At 52.9% G+C, this 19,035-nt stretch carries 17 protein-coding genes, 4 tRNA genes and 2 other RNA genes; 17 read left to right on the top strand and 6 right to left on the bottom strand.

The features are described 5' to 3' along the window. The first annotated feature begins 82 nt into the window (after positions 1 to 82). From O3S68_RS00805 to O3S68_RS00790, 4 genes are all read left to right on the top strand, one after another. Positions 83 to 1,201: a YbdK family carboxylate-amine ligase gene (locus tag O3S68_RS00805; RefSeq protein ID WP_045513850.1), complete on the top strand. Its 1,119-nt coding sequence runs from the start codon at positions 83 to 85 to the stop codon at positions 1,199 to 1,201. Positions 1,202 to 1,413: 212 nt separating this feature from the next. Beyond that, positions 1,414 to 3,321, top strand: coding sequence for a methyl-accepting chemotaxis protein (locus tag O3S68_RS00800; RefSeq protein ID WP_045513846.1), 1,908 nt, complete (start codon positions 1,414 to 1,416; stop codon positions 3,319 to 3,321). A gap of 73 nt (positions 3,322 to 3,394) precedes the next feature. Further along, positions 3,395 to 3,637, top strand: coding sequence for a DUF1158 family protein (locus O3S68_RS00795; protein ID WP_017458712.1), 243 nt, complete (start codon positions 3,395 to 3,397; stop codon positions 3,635 to 3,637). A 332-nt stretch (positions 3,638 to 3,969) separates the two neighbouring features. Further along, positions 3,970 to 4,569: a nitroreductase family protein gene (locus tag O3S68_RS00790; protein WP_020454640.1), complete on the top strand. Its 600-nt coding sequence runs from the start codon at positions 3,970 to 3,972 to the stop codon at positions 4,567 to 4,569. Between the two features lie 89 nt (positions 4,570 to 4,658). Here O3S68_RS00790 and gltX read toward each other — a convergent pair whose 3' ends face one another. Next, positions 4,659 to 6,074: a glutamate--tRNA ligase gene (gltX, locus tag O3S68_RS00785; protein ID WP_045513842.1), complete on the bottom strand. Its 1,416-nt coding sequence runs from the start codon at positions 6,072 to 6,074 to the stop codon at positions 4,659 to 4,661. A gap of 256 nt (positions 6,075 to 6,330) precedes the next feature. Between gltX and O3S68_RS00780 the strand changes: the two genes are divergently transcribed. The 7 genes from O3S68_RS00780 to O3S68_RS00750 all read left to right on the top strand — a co-directional run bounded on the left by O3S68_RS00780 (position 6,331) and on the right by O3S68_RS00750 (position 7,772). Next, positions 6,331 to 6,406, top strand: a tRNA-Val gene (locus O3S68_RS00780). Positions 6,407 to 6,446: 40 nt separating this feature from the next. Then, positions 6,447 to 6,522, top strand: a tRNA-Val gene (locus tag O3S68_RS00775). Positions 6,523 to 6,563: 41 nt separating this feature from the next. Further along, positions 6,564 to 6,639, top strand: a tRNA-Val gene (locus tag O3S68_RS00770). Between the two features lie 4 nt (positions 6,640 to 6,643). Further along, positions 6,644 to 6,719: transfer RNA gene (locus O3S68_RS00765), tRNA-Lys, on the top strand. A gap of 24 nt (positions 6,720 to 6,743) precedes the next feature. Next, positions 6,744 to 6,874, top strand: a non-coding RNA gene (locus O3S68_RS00760) — RtT sRNA. Positions 6,875 to 6,897: 23 nt separating this feature from the next. Continuing rightward, positions 6,898 to 7,029: non-coding RNA, RtT sRNA (locus O3S68_RS00755), on the top strand. 395 nt (positions 7,030 to 7,424) lie between these two features. After that, a complete protein-coding gene (locus O3S68_RS00750) occupies positions 7,425 to 7,772 on the top strand; it encodes a FlxA-like family protein (RefSeq protein WP_020454643.1) in 348 nt (115 codons plus the stop codon). Here the strand turns inward: O3S68_RS00750 and O3S68_RS00745 are convergent. Then, positions 7,763 to 8,692, bottom strand: coding sequence for a LysR family transcriptional regulator (locus O3S68_RS00745; RefSeq protein WP_045510263.1), 930 nt, complete (start codon positions 8,690 to 8,692; stop codon positions 7,763 to 7,765). The two genes, O3S68_RS00750 and O3S68_RS00745, sit on opposite strands and share 10 nt — an antisense overlap. A gap of 89 nt (positions 8,693 to 8,781) precedes the next feature. Here O3S68_RS00745 and O3S68_RS00740 point away from each other — a divergent pair, with 89 nt between their 5' ends. Further along, on the top strand, positions 8,782 to 9,771 hold the full coding sequence (locus O3S68_RS00740) for a bile acid:sodium symporter family protein (RefSeq protein WP_020454645.1): 990 nt from the start codon (positions 8,782 to 8,784) through the stop codon (positions 9,769 to 9,771). Here the strand turns inward: O3S68_RS00740 and O3S68_RS00735 are convergent. The 3 genes from O3S68_RS00735 to zipA form a co-directional block, all read right to left on the bottom strand. Then, complete coding sequence (locus tag O3S68_RS00735) at positions 9,768 to 9,983, bottom strand: DUF3820 family protein (protein ID WP_045510265.1); 216 nt, start codon at positions 9,981 to 9,983, stop codon at positions 9,768 to 9,770. The two genes, O3S68_RS00740 and O3S68_RS00735, sit on opposite strands and share 4 nt — an antisense overlap. After that, positions 9,984 to 12,002 (bottom strand): NAD-dependent DNA ligase LigA, encoded by a 2,019-nt coding sequence (ligA, locus tag O3S68_RS00730; RefSeq protein ID WP_269230604.1) that lies wholly within the window; start codon positions 12,000 to 12,002, stop codon positions 9,984 to 9,986. 70 nt (positions 12,003 to 12,072) lie between these two features. After that, positions 12,073 to 13,068 carry a cell division protein ZipA gene (gene zipA / locus O3S68_RS00725; RefSeq protein ID WP_269230603.1) on the bottom strand — a complete coding sequence of 332 codons (996 nt, stop codon included), beginning with the start codon at positions 13,066 to 13,068 and terminating at the stop codon, positions 12,073 to 12,075. A gap of 226 nt (positions 13,069 to 13,294) precedes the next feature. Between zipA and cysZ the strand changes: the two genes are divergently transcribed. The 5 genes from cysZ (at position 13,295) to crr (ending at position 18,136) form a co-directional block, all read left to right on the top strand. Further along, positions 13,295 to 14,056, top strand: a complete 762-nt coding sequence (cysZ, locus tag O3S68_RS00720) for a sulfate transporter CysZ (RefSeq protein ID WP_045510272.1) — start codon at positions 13,295 to 13,297, stop codon at positions 14,054 to 14,056. Positions 14,057 to 14,196: 140 nt separating this feature from the next. Then, positions 14,197 to 15,168, top strand: coding sequence for a cysteine synthase A (gene cysK, locus O3S68_RS00715; RefSeq protein WP_017458913.1), 972 nt, complete (start codon positions 14,197 to 14,199; stop codon positions 15,166 to 15,168). A gap of 383 nt (positions 15,169 to 15,551) precedes the next feature. Continuing rightward, the gene (gene ptsH / locus O3S68_RS00710) at positions 15,552 to 15,809 is read left to right on the top strand and encodes a phosphocarrier protein Hpr (RefSeq protein ID WP_007370907.1); all 258 of its coding nucleotides are present in this window, start codon (positions 15,552 to 15,554) and stop codon (positions 15,807 to 15,809) included. Positions 15,810 to 15,859: 50 nt separating this feature from the next. Beyond that, positions 15,860 to 17,587, top strand: coding sequence for a phosphoenolpyruvate-protein phosphotransferase PtsI (ptsI, locus tag O3S68_RS00705; RefSeq protein WP_020454650.1), 1,728 nt, complete (start codon positions 15,860 to 15,862; stop codon positions 17,585 to 17,587). Between the two features lie 39 nt (positions 17,588 to 17,626). Continuing rightward, positions 17,627 to 18,136, top strand: coding sequence for a PTS glucose transporter subunit IIA (gene crr, locus O3S68_RS00700; protein ID WP_020454651.1), 510 nt, complete (start codon positions 17,627 to 17,629; stop codon positions 18,134 to 18,136). A 45-nt stretch (positions 18,137 to 18,181) separates the two neighbouring features. Here the strand turns inward: crr and pdxK are convergent, their stop codons facing one another. Beyond that, a complete protein-coding gene (gene pdxK, locus O3S68_RS00695; RefSeq protein ID WP_269230602.1) occupies positions 18,182 to 19,021 on the bottom strand; it encodes a pyridoxine/pyridoxal/pyridoxamine kinase in 840 nt (279 codons plus the stop codon). Positions 19,022 to 19,035 lie beyond the last annotated feature (14 nt).

Genomic DNA, 19,035 nt, shown 5'->3' with positions numbered 1-19,035 from the left:
TTTGAGCGGTTGTCGCCGCCTCGCAGGAAGGAATGAGTAATCGCTTCCATAATGAAGCAAACCCATTTATCGCGAGAACGCTATGCCACTGCCGGATTTTCATGTTTCTGAACCGTTTACGCTCGGCATTGAACTGGAGTTACAGGTCGTTAACCCGCCGGGTTACGATTTGAGCCAGGACTCTTCACGGCTGATTGAAGCGGTAAAACACCAGATAAGTACCGGTGAGGTCAAACATGACATCACCGAAAGCATGCTGGAGATTGCCACCGGCGTGTGCCGGGATATCAACCAGGCGGCACATCAGTTTTCCGCCATGCAGCATGTGATTTTACAGGCCGCATCCGAGCACCATGTGCAGATATGCGGCGGCGGTACTCACCCTTTTCAGAAGTGGCAACGCCAGGAGATCTGCAATGATGAGCGTTATAGCCGCACGCTGGAGACGTTTGGTTATCTGATGCAACAAGCGACGGTGTTTGGCCAGCATGTGCATGTTGGCTGCACCAACGGTGACGACGCGATCTATTTGTTGCATGGTCTTTCCCGTTTTGTGCCGCACTTTATTGCGCTCAGCGCCGCCTCGCCCTACATCCAGGGCACCGACACCCGCTATGCGTCGTCGCGCCTGAACATTTTCTCTTCCTTTCCGGATAATGGCCCGATGCCGTGGGTGGCGAACTGGCAGGAGTTTGAAGGGCTGTTTCGCCGCCTGAGCTACACCTCAATGATTGAAAGCATCAAAGATTTGCACTGGGACATTCGCCCCAGCCCGCATTTTGGCACCGTTGAAGTGCGGGTCATGGACACGCCGCTGACGCTGTCGCACGCCATTAATGTGGCCGGGTTTATCCAGGCGCTGTCACACTGGCTGCTGGCCGAGCGACCGTTTAAACATCAGCCGCAGGATTATTTACTGTATAAATTCAACCGCTTTCAGGCCTGCCGTTACGGGCTGGAAGGTCTGATTACCGATGTGCACACCGGTGAGCGGTACACCATTGCTGACGATCTCACTCGTCTGCTGGAGAAGCTCGCGCCGTCGGCAGATAAACTGAATGCGGGTAGCGCCCTGGATGAACTGGCAAATGTGGTGAAACGCGGAAAAAGCGAAGCACAGATGATGCGTGAATTTATTGCCGATGGTGGCTCGCTAATTGGATTAATGCAAAAACACGCTGAGATTTGGGCGGCAGGCTAACACATTAATTTTTTAGTTATTATTCTTAACCACAACGTAAATAACCTGCGCATCAGCAGGTTATTTTTTTCTTATTACGCAAAATAATAACCACTAAGTGGTAGATGGATTCAACAGAATTGATAAATATCAACAAGCCCTGCGTTAGAAATAAAGACCCCGCCCCCTACTCCGATAACGAATTAAAGCAAACGAGAACATGAGGCATTTGTATGAGATGGATTTACCGTTTATCAATGAAATTTAAATTATTACTGGCTTTACTGCCTTTATTGTTTGCCCTCATATGGTTAGCAACCAGCGGCATCCTGGCACGCGTGGAAACAGGCCAGCAGATGCGCACCATCATTACCTTAACGGATCTGGCGAAAAATGCCGGTGGCGTTATTCATGAATTACAAAAAGAGCGCGGCATGAGCGCAGGATATATCGGCAGCAAAGGACAGCAATTTAATGCCGAGTTAACTGCGCAATATATTCTCTCTGATAAAGCCCTGAGCCAGTTAGCCGAGGCGTTAAAAGCATTCCCGCTCCAGCGGGCGAATAATGATATTCGTCATGCGCTCGATCAATTCCGCCAGCATCAACAAGGCATAACGGATTTTCGCCAACAAATTCATGCCCTCAGCGTTAGTGGTACAGACTCGCTGACCTGGTACAGCACCATTATTAGCGATCTACTCAATGTAGTGGGCGGAATTAGTCAGCTGACGGATAACGGCGAAATTGTGAATCAACTGGCAGCATATTACAGCGTGCTGAATGCCAAAGAGCAAACCGGCGTGGAACGTGCGCTGATGTCCAACGTGTTTTCCGCCGACCGGTTTACCGACGGGCAGTTCCGTCAGCTGAACGAAGTGGTTGGCAAGCAACTTTCCTGGCTGGCGGCAACGCGAGCGTTCAGTACTGCCGCCGTCAATGAACGGCTGACGGCGCAACTGCAAACCCCGGAGGTGACGCGCGCGCTTGAGATGCGCCAGCAGGCAATTGATCATGTGGCGACCGGTGGTTTTGGCGTCGCCCCAACCGACTGGTTTAACGCCCAGACGGCACGCATCAATACGCTGAAATCCGTGGAAGATGCCGCGGCAAATACCCTGTTGCAAACGGCAAAAGATCTGGCGGATAACGCCTGGCGTGATGTGATTGTTTTTGCGGTGATAAGCATTGCAGCCCTGCTGATCGCGCTGTTCTTCGCCCTGCTGGTCGCCAGCAGTATTCATCGCCAGTTGCACCATTCACTGGCCACCATTGAAGGAATGGACGGCGATCTCACCCAGCGTCTGGATGTGCCGGGCAGTGATGAGCTGTCGCTCCTGAACCGCGCTTACAACCAGGCCATCGAGAATATTCAGCATATTGTCAGCGAGATAAAACACGGCGCGGGCGTGCTGCGCGGCGCCAGTTCCGAGATTGCCAGCGGGAACCAGGATCTGGCCTCACGGACAGATGAACAAGCCGCCTCGCTGGTAGAAACCGCGGCCAGCATGGAGCAGATCGCCACGGCGGTGAACCAGACGGCGGATAACGCGAACGAGGCTAAACGGCTGACGCAAGAGATGGAGCAACAGGTGCAGGAAGCAAGCCGGGTGGCGGGTGAAGCCAGCCAGAGCATGACTGCCATTCGCGGCTCCAGCGAGCAGATCTCGAATATCGTTAGTTCAATCGACGAAATCTCGTTTCAGACCAACCTGCTGGCACTGAATGCGGCAGTGGAAGCCGCACGCGCCGGTGAGCTGGGCAAAGGTTTCGCCGTGGTAGCGAGCGAAGTGCGTAACCTTTCGCAACGGTGTGCCAACGACGCGCACCAGATCCGCGAACTGGTGAGCAAAAACATGGAGCAGATCCAGCAAGGCGTCACGCTGGTGCAGGCTTCTGACCGCGCGCTGCAATCGGCAAAAGCCCATACCGGGCAGATGCTGGCGTTTGTCAGCGATATTGCGCGTGCGGCGAGCGAGCAGTCACTGGGCGTGTCGCAGGTGCATCAAGCCCTGAACCAACTGGAGCAGGTAACCCAGCAAAATGCCGGGCTGGTCGCCAGCGCGGCGACCGCCAGCCAGATGCTGGATCAACAATCGGAAACCATGGCGACGCTGGTTGACCGCTTCGTGGTAGCGTAAAGACCTGTCGGGGGACGTTGCACAGCGCGCAGCTTTCCCCGACAATGCGGCTTTTCACCTTCGATTAACGCTTATGAAACACTCGCTCGAACCGCTGCTTACGCTAGCAGGTATTCTGCTGATGGCTTTTCTCTCTGTGCTGCTGCTTCCTGCCCCTGCGCTTGGGTTGCAACTGGCGCAAAGCCTGGTGCAGCGCTTCCACCTGCTGGATTTGACGCAGCTTTATATCATTCTTTACTGCCTGTGGTTTTTGTTGCTCGGCACGGTGGAGTTTTTTGTTGTGCGCTTTATCTGGAAGCGCTGGCTCGCCGCCTGAAAACGCGCTGTTTCCCCTCCCTGCGCGTGTTAGGTGGGGAATCTCCCCGCCTTTTACCCTCGATAACTATTCAAAAGTCATTCTAATTTTTTGAACACTACGCGCAAATAGTTCAGCTTTTTCTTTCCCCGTCACCGGCCTATCATTCGTTTCATCAGGGCAAAACAGCCCATTACAAACGGAACTGGCCCGCAGGTTGGCCGTAAAATTAATCAAAACTTTCGTTGCAGGCCAGATTAACCATGAACCCATTACAGAAACTTTTTAGCGCTTTGTTTCCACAGTCCGCAGGTAACAACGTAGCGGATGTGCAGCCAACTTCAGGAGTGACTATGTCAGACAATTTTCTCGCTTTAGCAAAACAACGCCGCACTATCTATGCCCTGGGTAAAGATCTGCCGGTGGCAGAAGATGTGGTCATTGAAACCATCAAAGAAGCGATTCGTCAGGCACCTTCGGCGTTTAACTCACAGAGTTCCCGCGCGCTGATCCTGTTAGGTAAAGAACATGTGCAGTTCTGGGAGCTGACTCGCGAGCAGCTGAGAAAAATCGTGCCGGAAGAGAGCTTTAAAGCCACTTCCGACAAGCTGGATGGCTTTGCCGCAGCGGCGGGTTCCGTGCTGTTCTTTGAAGATCAGGATGTGGTGAAAGGCTTGCAGGAGCAGTTTGCGGCTTACGCCGATAACTTCCCGGTATGGTCTGAACACAGCACCGGTATTGCACAGTACGCCGTGTGGCTGGCGCTGACCGAGAAAGGCATCGGCGCGAACCTGCAACACTATAACCCACTGGTTGACGCCGATGTGCAGCGCACCTGGGGTATTCCGGAGAACTGGAAACTGCGCGGCCATATGAACTTCGGTTCGATCGTGGCCCCGGCTGGCGATAAAGCCTTTATGGATGACGCCAAACGCTTTGTGGTTGCCCGTTAATCGACGGAATTCACGCTGCGTGCAGTAAGCTGACAGCCATAAAAAAGCCGCCTTAATAAAGGCGGCTTTTTATTTACAGCAGGTAAAACTTACTGCTGGCTTTCACGCTCAGCAATAAAACCCAGCGCTTTGTTGATACGCGCGATGCTGCGCGCCTGGCCAATGGCGTGAACGGTGACATCCAGCGCCGGAGACTGACCCGCGCCGGTCACGGCAACGCGCAACGGCATACCCACTTTGCCCATGCCCACTTCCAGCTCATCGGCGGTCGCCTGAATCGCGTGGTGAACGTTTTCCGCCGTCCAGTCGGTGATAGCAGCCAGCTTGTCACGCACTACTTCCAGCGGCTGACGCGCAACCGGACGCAGATGTTTTTTCGCCGCGTCCGCATCGAACTCGTCAAACTCTTCATAGAAATAACGGCAGCTTGCCGCCATCTCTTTCAGCGTTTTGCAACGCTCGCCGAGCAGTTTCACCAGCTCAAACAGCTGTGGGCCGGTATGGGTGTCGATATTTTCCTGCTCAATGTGCCACTGCAGGTGCGTCGCCACATACTCGGGATCCAGCGAATTGATGTAGTGATGGTTCAGCCACAGCAGCTTGTCAGTGTTGAACGCACTCGCGGATTTGCTTACCGCGCCAAGAGAGAACAGCTTGATCATCTCTTCGCGGGAGAAGATCTCCTGATCGCCGCTCGACCAGCCCAGACGTACCAGGTAGTTAAGCAGCGCTTCCGGCAGGTAACCATCGTCGCGATACTGCATTACGCTGACCGCGCCATGGCGTTTGGAGAGTTTTTTACCGTCGTCGCCGTTAATCATCGACACATGCGCGTATACCGGAACCGGTGCGTTCAACGCTTTCAGAATGTTGATCTGACGCGGCGTGTTGTTGATATGGTCTTCACCACGAATAACGTGGGTAATTTCCATATCCCAGTCATCAACCACAACGCAGAAGTTATAGGTTGGAGATCCATCAGTACGGCGGATGATCAGATCGTCGAGTTCGAGGTTGCTGAATTCAATCGGGCCGCGAATCTGGTCGTCAAAAATAACAGAACCATCCTGCGGGTTGGCAAAACGCACGACACACGGCTCGTCATCAGCATGGTGCGAATGATCGTGGCGGCAACGGCCGTCATAACGTGGTTTTTCATTATTTGCCATCTGCGTTTCGCGCAGCTGCTCAAGGCGTTCTTTCGAGCAGTAGCATTTGTAGGCGGTGCCCGCTTCCAGCATTTCATCGATAACCGCGTTGTAGCGGTCAAAGCGTTTGGTCTGGAAGTACGGGCCTTCGTCCCACTCCAGATTCAGCCAGTTCATGCCATCCATGATGGCTTCAATTGCTTCCGGAGTGGAGCGCTCGAGATCGGTGTCTTCAATACGCAGCACAAACTCACCGCCGTGATTACGTGCAAATAGCCAGGAGTAAAGAGCAGTGCGCGCGCCGCCAACGTGCAGGTAGCCGGTGGGGCTTGGCGCGAAGCGAGTTTTGATTTTCATGAAATGGCCTTACGTTTATAAAGATGCCGACCGTCGGCAATAGCTAAAATGAAAGTGGGCGATATTCTATCACTGTGGGCTGATTCCTCAATGTTGTTGCCGCAATGAGGGGGTTATCAGGCTATTTTGTTTAGAAATCATGCTCTCGCGACGCTTTACGCAGCGGTTTGTCTAATTTTACGACGAACGAACAATTTCTTTTGAAAATGCGTTGACTCATTTTCAACTCTCCCTATAATGCGACTCCACACAGCGGGGGTGATTAGCTCAGCTGGGAGAGCACCTCCCTTACAAGGAGGGGGTCGGCGGTTCGATCCCGTCATCACCCACCACGATTTTGTGGCTTCCGCAGTGTAGATAAGAATGAGAAGTGGGTGATTAGCTCAGCTGGGAGAGCACCTCCCTTACAAGGAGGGGGTCGGCGGTTCGATCCCGTCATCACCCACCACTTTCTCGCCAGCGAATTCTTATCAGTTGAAGTACCGAAGTGGGTGATTAGCTCAGCTGGGAGAGCACCTCCCTTACAAGGAGGGGGTCGGCGGTTCGATCCCGTCATCACCCACCACTTCGGGTCGTTAGCTCAGTTGGTAGAGCAGTTGACTTTTAATCAATTGGTCGCAGGTTCGAATCCTGCACGACCCACCAATGTAAAAAAGCGCCCTAAAGGCGCTTTTTTGCTATCTGCTCAAGTTCAAAATTCGGACCTGCGGCAGGTTCGGGTCGAACGTAGTGAGACAACGGAGCCGCTTGCGGCGACGGCCCGAAGGCGAGTAAAGCGAGTCATCCTGCACCACCCTCCAATGTAAAAACGGCGCTGGTGGCGCTTTTTTGCTATCTGCCCAAGTTCAAAATTCGGACCTGCGGTAGGTTCGGGTCGAACGTAGTGAGACAACGGAGCCGCTTGCGGCGACGGCCCGAAGGGCGAGTAAAGCGAGTCATCCTGCACGCCCCACCAATGTAAAAACGGCGCTGGCGGCGCTTTTTTGCTATCTGCTATTCACCATTCTCCTGCCCTGTTCCAGCCGTCAGTTGAAGTCCATTGATTACCAACCCGCGCGATTCCAGTTATGTGACCAGTAAATTGATGAATTTTTCTCGCCGAACAATTTACCTTAAAGCGACATACAAACAATTAAATCCACGTTACGTTAGCTAAAAAAACCACCCTGACCACAATGTAAAAACGAATAAAATTTCAGTATTTTCAATAAGTAAACACGGTAACGTTTATCCATAATTTATCCTTAATATCCCGATATGATGCCCGCCGAACGGCCATTCGATGAACACAATTCAAGAAATAGATGATGTCGGCCGATAACCATGTTTTATGGCAAAAAGGAGTGTGCAATGACCACAATTTCGACAACAACAGCGTCAATTCAAACGGGTAGCGCAGGTAGTTCATCGTCTACCGGCAACGATACCGCTTCGCAAATCAGCCGCATTACTCAGAAGATCACCAAGCTGACGCAGCAGCTGAAAGAAATCGCTAACGGGAGCGGTTCGACGGAAGACAAGAAGAAACAGCAAGAGATGATTCAGACTGAAATCCAGCAACTGCAAGCGCAGCTGGCGCAACTGCAGCGCAAACAGGCTGAAGAAGCAGAGCAGAAACAAGCCCAGCAGCACCCGCAAACGAAAGCGGAAGGTGTTAACAAACCTTCCGACGATCATCAGATTGATATTTACGTCTGAGTAAATAACGGATCGTCCTCACGGGCCTGGTTTAAACACCGGGCCTGTTCTCTGACAACTTCCCACAATGCCTGCGCCGCCCCTGAGAGCGACCTGTTTTTTCGCCGCACCAGCATAATTTTGCGCTGCATATCCGGCACCAGCCGTTTTACCGCCAGCTCGCTTCCCTGCGGCAGCGGCAAGGCGAGTGCGGGCAGAATACTAATGCCTATTCCCGCTTCGACCATTGGAAACAGGGTTGCCGGGTGGCCAATCTCCTGCACGATTGTTGCGCGTACGGCGAAATGGCGCAGCGCCGCATCGATAAGCGGTCGGCTACCAGACGCGTAATCCTGCACCACTAATTGCGCCTCATCCAGCGCCGACCACGGCACCTCAGCAAGCTGTGCCCACGGATGATCGTTACGACACAGCAAAAAGAATGGCTCCTCAAGGATCTCTTCGCTTTCAAAATCGTTCACCGGGCCAGGATCGATAACAATGCCAAAATCCACCTCGCCCTGGCGAATGCTCTCCAGCACCCATTGCTGCGGCCTGTCGTGCAACACAAAATCAATTTCCGGATAACGCTGGTTGCTGCTGGCGATGCATTGCGGGATCAGGTGCGCCGAAATGGTCTGGCTCGCCGCCACGCGCACCGTGCCAGTCAGTTGCTGCCCGACACGCCCGGCTTCACGCAGCGTGCTGCTAAGCTCATCTAACAGTCGTTCGAGGCGTCCGGCCAGTTGATGCCCGGCTTCGGTCAGCACCACTTCGCGGGTGGTGCGGTCGAGTAAGCGCACGCCGGTTTGCAGTTCCAGCTCTTTCACGCTGTGGCTTACCGCCGACTGGCTGAGGCCGATTATCTCCCCTGCCCGGCTAAAACTTTTGGCTTGCGCCACCGTGACGAAGACACGTAACTGACGTAAGGAATAATTCATCTTATAAATTCATGAATGGATGCAATAAATCAATTTTATTTCTCAAAGTAGAAAAAGCACAATAGCGACACCGACTTTCAGGAGTGCACATGAAACTTTTTCGTATCCTTGATCCCTTTACGCTCACGCTGGTATGTACCGTTTTACTGGCCTCTTTCTTCCCGGCGCGCGGCGGTTTTGTGCCGTTTTTCGAGGGGCTGACCACCGCCGCCATTGCGCTGCTGTTTTTTATGCATGGGGCGAAGTTGTCGCGCGAGGCGATCATCGCTGGCGGTAGCCACTGGCGTTTACATCTTTGGGTAATGTGCAGCACGTTTGTGCTTTTCCCGGCGCTCGGGGTGCTGTTTGTCTGGTGGTCGCCGGTGAATGTCAGCCAGGAGCTGTATACCGGTTTTCTGTATTTGTGCATTCTGCCTGCGACCGTTCAATCGGCAATAGCCTTTACCTCGCTGGCGGGCGGTAATGTCGCGGCGGCGGTTTGCTCAGCATCGGCTTCCAGCTTACTCGGCATCTTCCTGTCACCGCTGCTGGTCGGCCTGCTGATGGATCTGCACGGCGCAGAAGGCAGTCTTGAGCAAGTGGGCAAGATCATGCTGCAACTGCTGCTGCCGTTTGTGCTGGGGCATCTTTCCCGCCCGTGGACCGGCGCTTTTGTGGCAAAGCATAAGAAATGGATTTCAAAAACCGACCAGACGTCGATTCTGCTGGTGGTTTACTCCGCCTTTAGCGAAGCGGTGGTGAACGGCATCTGGCATAAAGTGGGCATCGGTTCGCTGCTGTTTATCGTGGTGGCAAGCCTGGTGTTGCTGGCGATTGTCATCGTAGTGAACGTAGTGGTGGCACGGAAATGTGGCTTTAACAAAGCCGATGAAATCACTATTGTTTTCTGCGGTTCGAAAAAGAGCCTCGCCAACGGTATTCCTATGGCCAACATCCTGTTCCCGACGTCGGTGATTGGCATGATGGTGCTGCCGCTGATGATCTTCCATCAGATCCAGTTGATGGTCTGCGCCGTGCTGGCGCGCCGTTATAAACGTCAAACGGAGCAACAGCAGGCGCAGGAAGCGGCGAAAGCTTAATTGCGTTTCAGGGGCTGTACCAGGTGGCTCAGCCCTTCCGTTTTGATCAGTAACGTTATCTGCATCAACTCGCCCAGCCGCCCGGCGGGAAACGACTCCTTCCGGGCAAACCACAGCAGATACTCTTCGGGCAGATCGATAAGCCGCCGCCCCTGATATTTACCAAACGGCATGAGCGTATTTGCAATCTCGACCAGCTGTTCCTTTTCCATTTACGCTCCCAGCAGGCGCATCATCTCAGCTTCGTCGATAACCTCTATACCCAGTTCCTGCGCTTTCGCAAGCTTAGAGCCTGCGGCTTCCCCGGCAATCACCAGATCCGTTTTCTTCGACACGCTGCCCGCCACTTTTGCCCCTAAGGCGGTTAAACGTGCTTTGGCGTCATCGCGCGAAAGCTGGCTCAGGCTACCGGTCAGCACGATGGTTTTCCCGGCAAACGGGCTGTCGATCTCTTCAGCCTTGACGACAACCGGCGCAGGCCAGTGAATGCCAACATCCTCAACTAACTGGCGGATAACCTCGCGGTTGCTCTCTTCATTGAAGAAGTTGTCCACGTGCTTCGCGACCACAACCCCAACATCAGGCACTTTTTGCAGCTCATCAACGCTTGCTGCCATCAGCGCTTCCAGCGTACCAAAGTAAGCCGCCAGACCGGCGGCCGTGGCTTCGCCAACCTCGCGAATACCGAGCGCATAGAGGAAACGGGCAAAGGTCGTCTCTTTGGCTTTCTCCAGCGCATTGACCACGTTTTGCGCCGATTTAGGCCCCATACGATCCAGCCCCGTCAGCTTACCGGCCGTCAGGCGGAACAGGTCTGCCGGCGTGTGGACGTACTCTTTTTCAACCAGTTGGTCGATTATCTTGTCGCCCATGCCATCCACATCCATCGCGCGACGGGAGACAAAATGCTTCAGTGACTCTTTACGCTGCGCACCGCAAATTAAGCCACCGGTACAGCGAGCCACCGCTTCGCCTTCAACACGCTCAACGTCGGAACCACATACCGGGCAGTGCGTCGGGAAAACCACTTCACGCGTCTCTTCCGGGCGTTCGGAAAGCACCACATTGACCACCTGCGGGATAACATCTCCGGCGCGGCGAATCACTACTTTGTCGCCAATCCGCAAGCCAAGGCGGTCAATTTCATCGGCGTTGTGCAGCGTTGCATTGCTGACCAGCACCCCGGCAACGTGTACCGGCTCAAGCCTGGCGACAGGCGTAATTGCGCCGGTTCGCCCGACCTGGAATTCCACATCGCGAACAAAGGTCATCTGCTCCTGCGCCGGGAATTTAAAAGCGACTGCCCAGCGCGGCGCGCGGGCGACAAAGCCCAACTGTTCCTGTAAATCGAGCGAGTCGACCTTAATCACCACGCCGTCAATATCAAAACCGAGCGTTGGGCGATCGGCTTCAACCTGGTGATAGAAAGCCAGCACCTCTTCCGGCGTGTTGCAAAGGCGTATGCGGTCACTTACCGGCAGCCCCCAGGTTTTGAATTGCTGCAAACGCCCCAGATGGCTGCGCGGCAGCTCGCCGCCTTCGAGAATGCCGATGCCATAGCAGAAGAAGGTCAGCGGACGTTTGGCGGTGATACGCGGATCAAGCTGGCGCAATGAACCTGCGGCTGCATTGCGCGGGTTGGCAAAGACTTTCGCACCGGTACGGCGCGCATCTTCGTTGATTTTTTCAAAACCCGATTGCGGCAAAAACACTTCACCACGCACTTCAAGACGGGCGGGGATATTGTCGCCGTGCAGCTTGAGCGGGATAGCGCGGATAGTGCGCACGTTGGTAGTGATATCCTCTCCGGTGGTGCCATCACCGCGCGTTGCCGCACGCATCAGCACACCGTTTTCGTAGAGAATACTGACCGCCAGGCCATCCAGCTTTAGCTCGCAGCAGTAAGTGAGCGCGTCGGTGCTTTTCAGCCTGTCCTGCACGCGCTTGTTAAAAGCAAGGAAACTCTCTTCGTCAAACACGTTGTCCAGCGACAGCATCGGCACTTCATGGCGTATCTGGCTAAAAGCGGTAAGCGGCGCTGCGCCAACACGCTGCGTTGGCGAATCCGGCGTGACTAAATCAGGGCGCTGCGCTTCAAGCTCACGCAGTTCCCGCATCAGACGATCGTACTCGGCGTCCGGGATCTCCGGCGCATCCATAACGTGGTACAGATATTCATGATGGCGAAGGCTGGTTCGCAGTTCTGTCAGTTGTTGTTCAATTGAGTCCATATCGCACCATCAATGATAAAAAACCCCCGACTGGCGGGGGTTCTGGAAGGAAATAATGTTCGTGGTTCCGTTACGCGTTGGCGTCTTTGACCTCGCGAATACGATCCTGGTATTCACGTAATTTCTGCGGGGTCATCATCCGACGCTGATCGTCCAGCACTACGCCGCCGACTTCGTCGGCAATATGCTGTGCGGATTGCAGCATCAGTTTAAAGTTTTGCAGTTCATCGCCATAGGAAGGCACCTGCATAAAGATGGTGACGCCAGGCGTTGCCATTTCACTCATCGTATCGACATCAAACGTGCCGGGGTTCACCATATTCGCCAGGCTGAAGAGCGCCGGGCCACTGCCGTCCGGGCTAAGATGACGATGGAAGATGCTCATATCGCCGAATTTGAACCCGGCCTGCAAAATGCTGTTCAGCAGCACTTCGCCATTCAACATGCTGCCATGGTGTGCAGCAACATTCATGATAATCACAGTTTCTTTGCGCTGCGGTTTTTCCACCGGCGCTTCGACAACCGGCTCAGGTTCCGGCTGAGGCGCGGGCTGCGCAATTTCAGGTTGCGATTGATACTGCGGCGCAGGCTGCTGAGGTGCCATTGGTTGCGGCTGTGACTGTGGGGCAACAGGCTGTTGCGGTGCGTGGCGCACCGGCTGCGTTTCAAAGGCAGGTGCCTGCGCAGGGCGCTCCGGCTGCTGCTGGGAATAAGGCTGCTGCGCGTGGTGCGGTGGCTCTGCGGGTTGAACTGGCGGTGCCGACGGGCGTGGCTGTGCCGACGCATAAGGCGGCTGATATTGGTGCTGACGCGGCGCGTCCTGCTCGTTACTGGCTCCCGGCGTGTGGTTCACTTTATGAACACGCACTTCACCTACGCCTTCGTCTTCTTCGACATCCTCGTCATCCAAATCGTCGTCGTCACGTCTCGACTTCATGCGTTTTAATGGGCGATCCCGGAACATGGACGAACGTTCTTTGCGACTGGTCCAAAACCCATGAACCAGCAAAGCAATTATGGCGATCGCGCCAACAATGATTAATATCAGACGCAAATCCTGCATCATTATATTCTCTGTTGTTCTAACACCTTGCCACCACGGCAAACATTTACTCACTAAGAGTATTTGCCCATTACGTCAAGTGCAAGTGCGCGCGTGTCTTTCACAGCATAAAGATGAATGAAATTGTGTTTTTTGCTGTTTTTTCGAACATTTCCGAACGGGTTTCCCCAGTGTGATGAATATTATAAGCTGCAGTTTTCGGTCGTCATGAAAGGAGTATGGCCAGATTATGGTTTCATCATCCCCGTCTGTTGCTCGCAGCGGCATGTTTTACTTTTCCCAGGGCTGGAAACTGGTCACGCTGCCAGGCATTCGCCGCTTTGTGATCTTGCCATTAATGGTGAATATTTTGCTGATGGGCGGTGCGTTCTGGTGGCTGTTTACCCGGCTCGATAGTTGGATCCCTTCGCTGATGAGCCATGTGCCGGAATGGCTACAATGGCTTAGCTATTTACTGTGGCCAATTGCCGTTATCTCAATTTTGTTGGTGTTCGGCTACTTCTTCTCAACCCTTGCGAACTGGATTGCCGCTCCGTTTAATGGCTTGCTGGCAGAACAACTGGAAGCACGCCTTACCGGTGCGACACCGCCCGACGTCGGCGTTTTTGGGCTGCTAAAAGATGTACCGCGTATCATGAAGCGCGAATGGCAAAAACTGGCCTGGTATCTGCCCCGCGCCCTGCTGCTGCTGGTACTTTATTTTATTCCCGGTATTGGGCAAACCATTGCCCCGGTGTTGTGGTTTCTGTTCAGTGCGTGGATGCTCGCTATCCAGTATTGCGACTACCCGTTTGATAACCATAAGGTGCCGTTTAAAGCGATGCGCGTTTCCTTGCGTGAACGCAAGGTTATTAATATGCAATTCGGTGCGCTCACCAGCCTGTTTACGATGATTCCGGTGTTGAACCTGGTCGTGATGCCCGTAGCGGTATGTGGCGCAACGGCGATGTGGGTCGATTGCTACCGGGAAAAACACGCAATTTGGCGATAAGGATTTATTCCGTTTCTTATTCCATACTGATTAGCATTATTTCACCTCAGCATATAGATATGCGATTTCCTTACTTCCCCATCAACAGTAAGTGCGTATGCTGAGGTGGTTCCCAAATTTCATACAGTTAAGGACGGGCTATGAGTAAGATTTTTGAAGACAACTCGTTGACGATTGGTCATACGCCGCTGGTTCGACTGAACCGCATCGGTAACGGCCGCATTCTGGCGAAGGTCGAATCACGTAACCCAAGCTTCAGCGTAAAATGCCGTATCGGTGCCAATATGATTTGGGATGCCGAAAAACGCGGGGTGCTGAAACCGGGTGTAGAACTGGTTGAACCGACCAGTGGTAACACCGGGATCGCATTGGCCTATGTAGCGGCTGCACGCGGCTACAAACTGACGCTGACCATGCCGGAAACCATGAGTATCGAACGCCGTAAACTGCTGAAGGCATTAGGCGCGAACCTGGTACTGACGGAAGGCGCCAAAGGCATGAAGGGCGCAATCCAGAAAGCGGAAGAAATTGTCGCCAGCGATCCGGCGAAATTCCTGCTGTTGCAGCAGTTCAGTAACCCGGCTAACCCGGAAATTCATGAAAAAACCACCGGCCCGGAAATCTGGGAAGACACCGATGGCCAGGTTGATGTATTTATCTCCGGCGTTGGCACTGGCGGTACGCTGACTGGCGTAACGCGTTATATCAAAAATACCAAAGGCAAAACTGACCTGATCACCGTCGCGGTCGAGCCAACTGACTCTCCGGTTATTTCCCAGGCGCTGGCAGGCGAAGAGCTGAAACCAGGACCGCACAAAATTCAGGGCATCGGCGCGGGTTTTATTCCCGGCAACCTGGATTTGAAACTGATCGACAAAGTTGTCAAAATCACCAACGAAGAAGCCATCAGCACCGCGCGTCGTCTGATGGAAGAGGAAGGTATTCTGGCGGGTATCTCTTCAGGTGCTGCCGTTGCGGCGGCGCTGAAATTGCAAGAAGACGAGACCTTTACCAATAAGAATATCGTGGTAATTCTGCCGTCTTCTGGTGAGCGTTATTTGAGCACAGCATTGTTTGCCGATCTGTTTACTGAAAAAGAACTGCAACAGTGATGCCAGATTGTTAAATCAGCTCAAAAAAGCACCCATCGCGGTGCTTTTTTGTGGCATATATCAAATTTTTGTCCTACCTGGCATTGCCTGAAACCTTCCGGTCTGGTATTTAACCATCACATTTATTTTGATGCGCGAAATTAATCGAAGGCAAGATTTCACCAAGCTGAATCGATTTTATGATTTGGTTCAATTCTGCCTTTCGCTGCATAATGTTTAATGACGAGCGAAACGTCAGCAGCCAGAAGCGCCAGCGTTTGGTTGCGCCAGGCAGGCTTCTGTAGTTTGTCCCGTTGCGCCGGCGCTAACAATACAGGCTAAAGTCATGCCGCCAGGCTAGACTTTAGTTCCACAACACTAAACCTATAAGTTGGGGAAATACAATGTTCCAGCAAGAAGTTACCATTACCGCTCCGAACGGTCTGCATACCCGCCCTGCTGCTCAGTTTGTTAAAGAAGCAAAAGGCTTCTCTTCTGAAATCACTGTGACTTCTAACGGCAAAAGCGCTAGCGCGAAAAGCCTGTTCAAACTGCAAACTTTGGGCCTGACTCAAGGTACAGTTGTGACGTTGACCGCTGAAGGCGAAGACGAACAAAAAGCGGTTGAGCATCTGGTTAAACTGATGGCAGAACTTGAGTAAGTTTTACTTACGAGTTCTTTTCAAGATCAGTCACAAGTAAAGGTAGGGTTATGATTTCAGGCATTTTAGCATCCCCGGGTATCGCTTTCGGCAAAGCACTGCTGCTGAAAGAAGACGAGATCGTCATCGACCGGAAGAAAATTTCTGCCGACAAGGTTGACCAGGAAGTTGAGCGTTTCCTGAGCGGTCGTGCCAAAGCATCGGCACAGCTGGAAGCAATCAAAACGAAAGCGGGTGAAACTTTCGGTGAAGAAAAAGAAGCCATCTTCGAAGGGCATATTATGCTGCTGGAAGATGAGGAGCTGGAGCAGGAAATCATAGCCCTGATTAAAGATAAGAACATGACTGCCGATGCGGCAGCGCATGAAGTTATCGAAGGTCAGGCTACAGCCCTGGAAGAGCTGGATGATGAATACCTGAAAGAACGTGCCGCTGACGTACGTGACATCGGTAAGCGTCTGCTGCGCAACATCCTGGGTATGCCGATTATCGATCTGAGCGCGATTCAGGAAGAAGTAATTCTGGTTGCGGCCGATCTGACACCGTCAGAAACTGCTCAGCTGAACCTGAAAAAAGTGCTTGGTTTTATCACTGATATCGGTGGTCGTACTTCCCACACGTCTATTATGGCACGCTCCCTTGAGTTGCCAGCGATTGTGGGCACAGGTAGCGTCACCACTCAGGTTAAAAATGGCGATTATCTGATCCTCGATGCGGTTAACAATAAAGTTTACGTTAACCCAAGCGACGAAGAGATTGAGACATTGCGTGCGGCGCAGGCTCAGGTTGCCGAAGAAAAAGCCGAACTGGCGAAACTGAAAGATCTGCCGGCGATCACCCTTGATGGTCACCAGGTGGAAGTGTGCGCCAACATCGGTACCGTTCGCGATATCGCGGGCGCTGAGCGCAATGGCGCTGAAGGTGTTGGTCTGTACCGTACCGAATTCCTGTTCATGGATCGCGACGCCCTGCCGACTGAAGAAGAGCAGTTCGACGCCTACAAAGCGGTGGCTGAAGCCTGCGGTTCTCAGGCAGTTATCGTTCGTACCATGGACATTGGCGGCGACAAAGAGCTGCCGTACATGAATTTTCCGAAAGAAGAGAACCCGTTCCTGGGCTGGCGCGCCGTACGTATTGCAATGGATCGTAAAGAGATCCTGCGCGATCAGGTACGCGCTATTCTGCGCGCTTCCGCTTTCGGTAAACTGCGAATTATGTTCCCGATGATCATCTCTGTCGAAGAAGTGCGCGCACTGAAGAAAGAGATTGAGATCTACAAACAAGAATTGCGTAACGAAGGCAAGGCGTTTGACGAGAGCATTGAAATTGGCGTGATGGTAGAAACCCCTGCTGCCGCGACAATTGCCCGCCATCTGGCGAAAGAAGTCGATTTCTTTAGTATCGGTACCAATGATTTGACGCAGTACACCCTGGCGGTTGACCGTGGTAATGATATGATTTCACATCTTTACCAGCCGATGTCACCGTCTGTACTCACCCTGATCAAGCAAGTTATTGATGCTTCTCATGCGGAAGGCAAATGGACTGGCATGTGTGGTGAGCTTGCTGGCGACGAACGTGCTACACTTCTGTTGCTGGGGATGGGTCTGGATGAATTCAGTATGAGCGCCATTTCTATCCCGCGCATTAAGAAGATTATTCGTAACACAAACTTCGAAGATGCGAAGGTGTTAGCAGAGCAGGCTCTTGCTCAACCGACAACGGACGAGTTAATGACGCTGGTTAACAAGTTCATTGAAGAAAAAACAATCTGCTAATCCGCGAGATGCGCCCAAATTACTGCTTAGGAGAAGATCATGGGTTTTTTCGATAAACTGAAATCTTTGGTTTCTGATGATAAAAAAGACACCGGAACCATTGAGATTATTGCCCCGCTTTCTGGCGATATCGTCAACATTGAAGATGTACCGGATGTTGTGTTCGCTGAGAAAATCGTTGGTGATGGCATTGCTATCAAACCGACCGGTAACAAAATGGTAGCCCCGGTTGATGGTACTATCGGTAAAATCTTTGAAACCAACCATGCCTTCTCTATCGAATCCGATAGTGGCATTGAACTGTTTGTTCACTTCGGTATCGACACCGTTGAGCTGAAAGGTGAAGGTTTCAAACGCATCGCAGAAGAAGGCCAACGCGTAAAAGTTGGCGACCCGGTAATCGAATTTGATCTGCCGCTGCTGGAAGAGAAAGCCAAGTCAACCCTGACGCCGGTGGTAATCTCCAACATGGACGAAATCAAAGAGCTTATCAAACTTTCTGGTAGCGTAACCGTGGGTGAAACCCCGGTGATCCGTATCAAAAAGTAATGCGTAATGCATAAAAGAATGGCGCCGAAAGGCGCCATTTTTGCTTTACTGCAGCGGTAAAATCAGCTCGTCATAGCCTTTTTCCAGCGTATATCCCATCACTTCTACGACCCGATCGCCCGCAGCCTGTATCGCCACATCGAGCGCTTTGCCCTGAACAATACCGCTCACCAGTTCAGAACAAAACAGGTCGCCAGTACCTTTGAGATCCGTCGCCACACGCGGATAACCGCTGATATGAACCGCATCAGCGGTAACCAGTACCACGTGAATGTGCTCACCTTGCTGCTCAACCGGCGCACTGGTGATCGCCACCCAATGCAGCGACGCCGATAGCAGGCCTTTAGCCGCCTCAATCGCACTTTGCAAATCCCGGCATGGCTGACCGCTCAGCACTTCCAGCTCGAACACATTTGGCGTAATGCCCTGCGCCAGTGGCAGCAGATGTTCACGATATGCCTGCGGGATTTCTGGTTTTACGTAAATGCCGCTATCGGTATCGCCGATCACCGGATCGACCAGAATCAACAGGTGTGGATGTTTTTCCCGCAGCGCCGTGAGCCACTTCGCCAGTAGCTTAATCTGACTGGCGCTACCCATATATCCCGTCGTGACCGCTTTAACGCTGCGCAGAACATCACGCTCTTCCAGCGCCTGCAAATAGCCGCTAAACCACTCGTCGGGAATGACGCCGCCGTAAAAGGTGTCATAATGCGGCGTGTTACTGAACAGCACCGTCGGCACGGCCAGTACATTCAAATGGTGCTGGCGAATATTCGGCACCGCTATACTGTTGCCCACGCTACCGTAGACAACCTGTGATTGTACGGCAACGATATCGGCCTGCTGCGCCCGAGTCTTATCCCTGAACAGGATCATCTCCATTTGGTCTCCTTAAC

Source organism: Kosakonia sp. SOY2, assembly GCF_027109175.1.
Taxonomy (GTDB): Bacteria; Pseudomonadota; Gammaproteobacteria; order Enterobacterales; family Enterobacteriaceae; genus Kosakonia.
This window is presented reverse-complemented; position numbering and strand designations above follow the sequence as displayed.

What these genes read in the sequence shown, in the direction of transcription:
- zipA (WP_269230603.1), bottom strand. Translation starts at nt 13,068, where the DNA reads ATGATGCAGGATTTGCGTCTGATATTAATCATTGTTGGCGCGATCGCC.
- O3S68_RS00790 (WP_020454640.1), top strand. Translation starts at nt 3,970, where the DNA reads ATGTCAGACAATTTTCTCGCTTTAGCAAAACAACGCCGCACTATCTAT.
- ptsH (WP_007370907.1), top strand. Translation starts at nt 15,552, where the DNA reads ATGTTCCAGCAAGAAGTTACCATTACCGCTCCGAACGGTCTGCATACC.
- crr (WP_020454651.1), top strand. Translation starts at nt 17,627, where the DNA reads ATGGGTTTTTTCGATAAACTGAAATCTTTGGTTTCTGATGATAAAAAA.
- O3S68_RS00800 (WP_045513846.1), top strand. Translation starts at nt 1,414, where the DNA reads ATGAGATGGATTTACCGTTTATCAATGAAATTTAAATTATTACTGGCT.
- O3S68_RS00735 (WP_045510265.1), bottom strand. Translation starts at nt 9,983, where the DNA reads ATGGAAAAGGAACAGCTGGTCGAGATTGCAAATACGCTCATGCCGTTT.
- cysZ (WP_045510272.1), top strand. Translation starts at nt 13,295, where the DNA reads ATGGTTTCATCATCCCCGTCTGTTGCTCGCAGCGGCATGTTTTACTTT.
- O3S68_RS00750 (WP_020454643.1), top strand. Translation starts at nt 7,425, where the DNA reads ATGACCACAATTTCGACAACAACAGCGTCAATTCAAACGGGTAGCGCA.
- gltX (WP_045513842.1), bottom strand. Translation starts at nt 6,074, where the DNA reads ATGAAAATCAAAACTCGCTTCGCGCCAAGCCCCACCGGCTACCTGCAC.
- O3S68_RS00805 (WP_045513850.1), top strand. Translation starts at nt 83, where the DNA reads ATGCCACTGCCGGATTTTCATGTTTCTGAACCGTTTACGCTCGGCATT.
- cysK (WP_017458913.1), top strand. Translation starts at nt 14,197, where the DNA reads ATGAGTAAGATTTTTGAAGACAACTCGTTGACGATTGGTCATACGCCG.
- O3S68_RS00740 (WP_020454645.1), top strand. Translation starts at nt 8,782, where the DNA reads ATGAAACTTTTTCGTATCCTTGATCCCTTTACGCTCACGCTGGTATGT.
- ligA (WP_269230604.1), bottom strand. Translation starts at nt 12,002, where the DNA reads ATGGACTCAATTGAACAACAACTGACAGAACTGCGAACCAGCCTTCGC.
- pdxK (WP_269230602.1), bottom strand. Translation starts at nt 19,021, where the DNA reads ATGGAGATGATCCTGTTCAGGGATAAGACTCGGGCGCAGCAGGCCGAT.
- O3S68_RS00795 (WP_017458712.1), top strand. Translation starts at nt 3,395, where the DNA reads ATGAAACACTCGCTCGAACCGCTGCTTACGCTAGCAGGTATTCTGCTG.
- ptsI (WP_020454650.1), top strand. Translation starts at nt 15,860, where the DNA reads ATGATTTCAGGCATTTTAGCATCCCCGGGTATCGCTTTCGGCAAAGCA.
- O3S68_RS00745 (WP_045510263.1), bottom strand. Translation starts at nt 8,692, where the DNA reads ATGAATTATTCCTTACGTCAGTTACGTGTCTTCGTCACGGTGGCGCAA.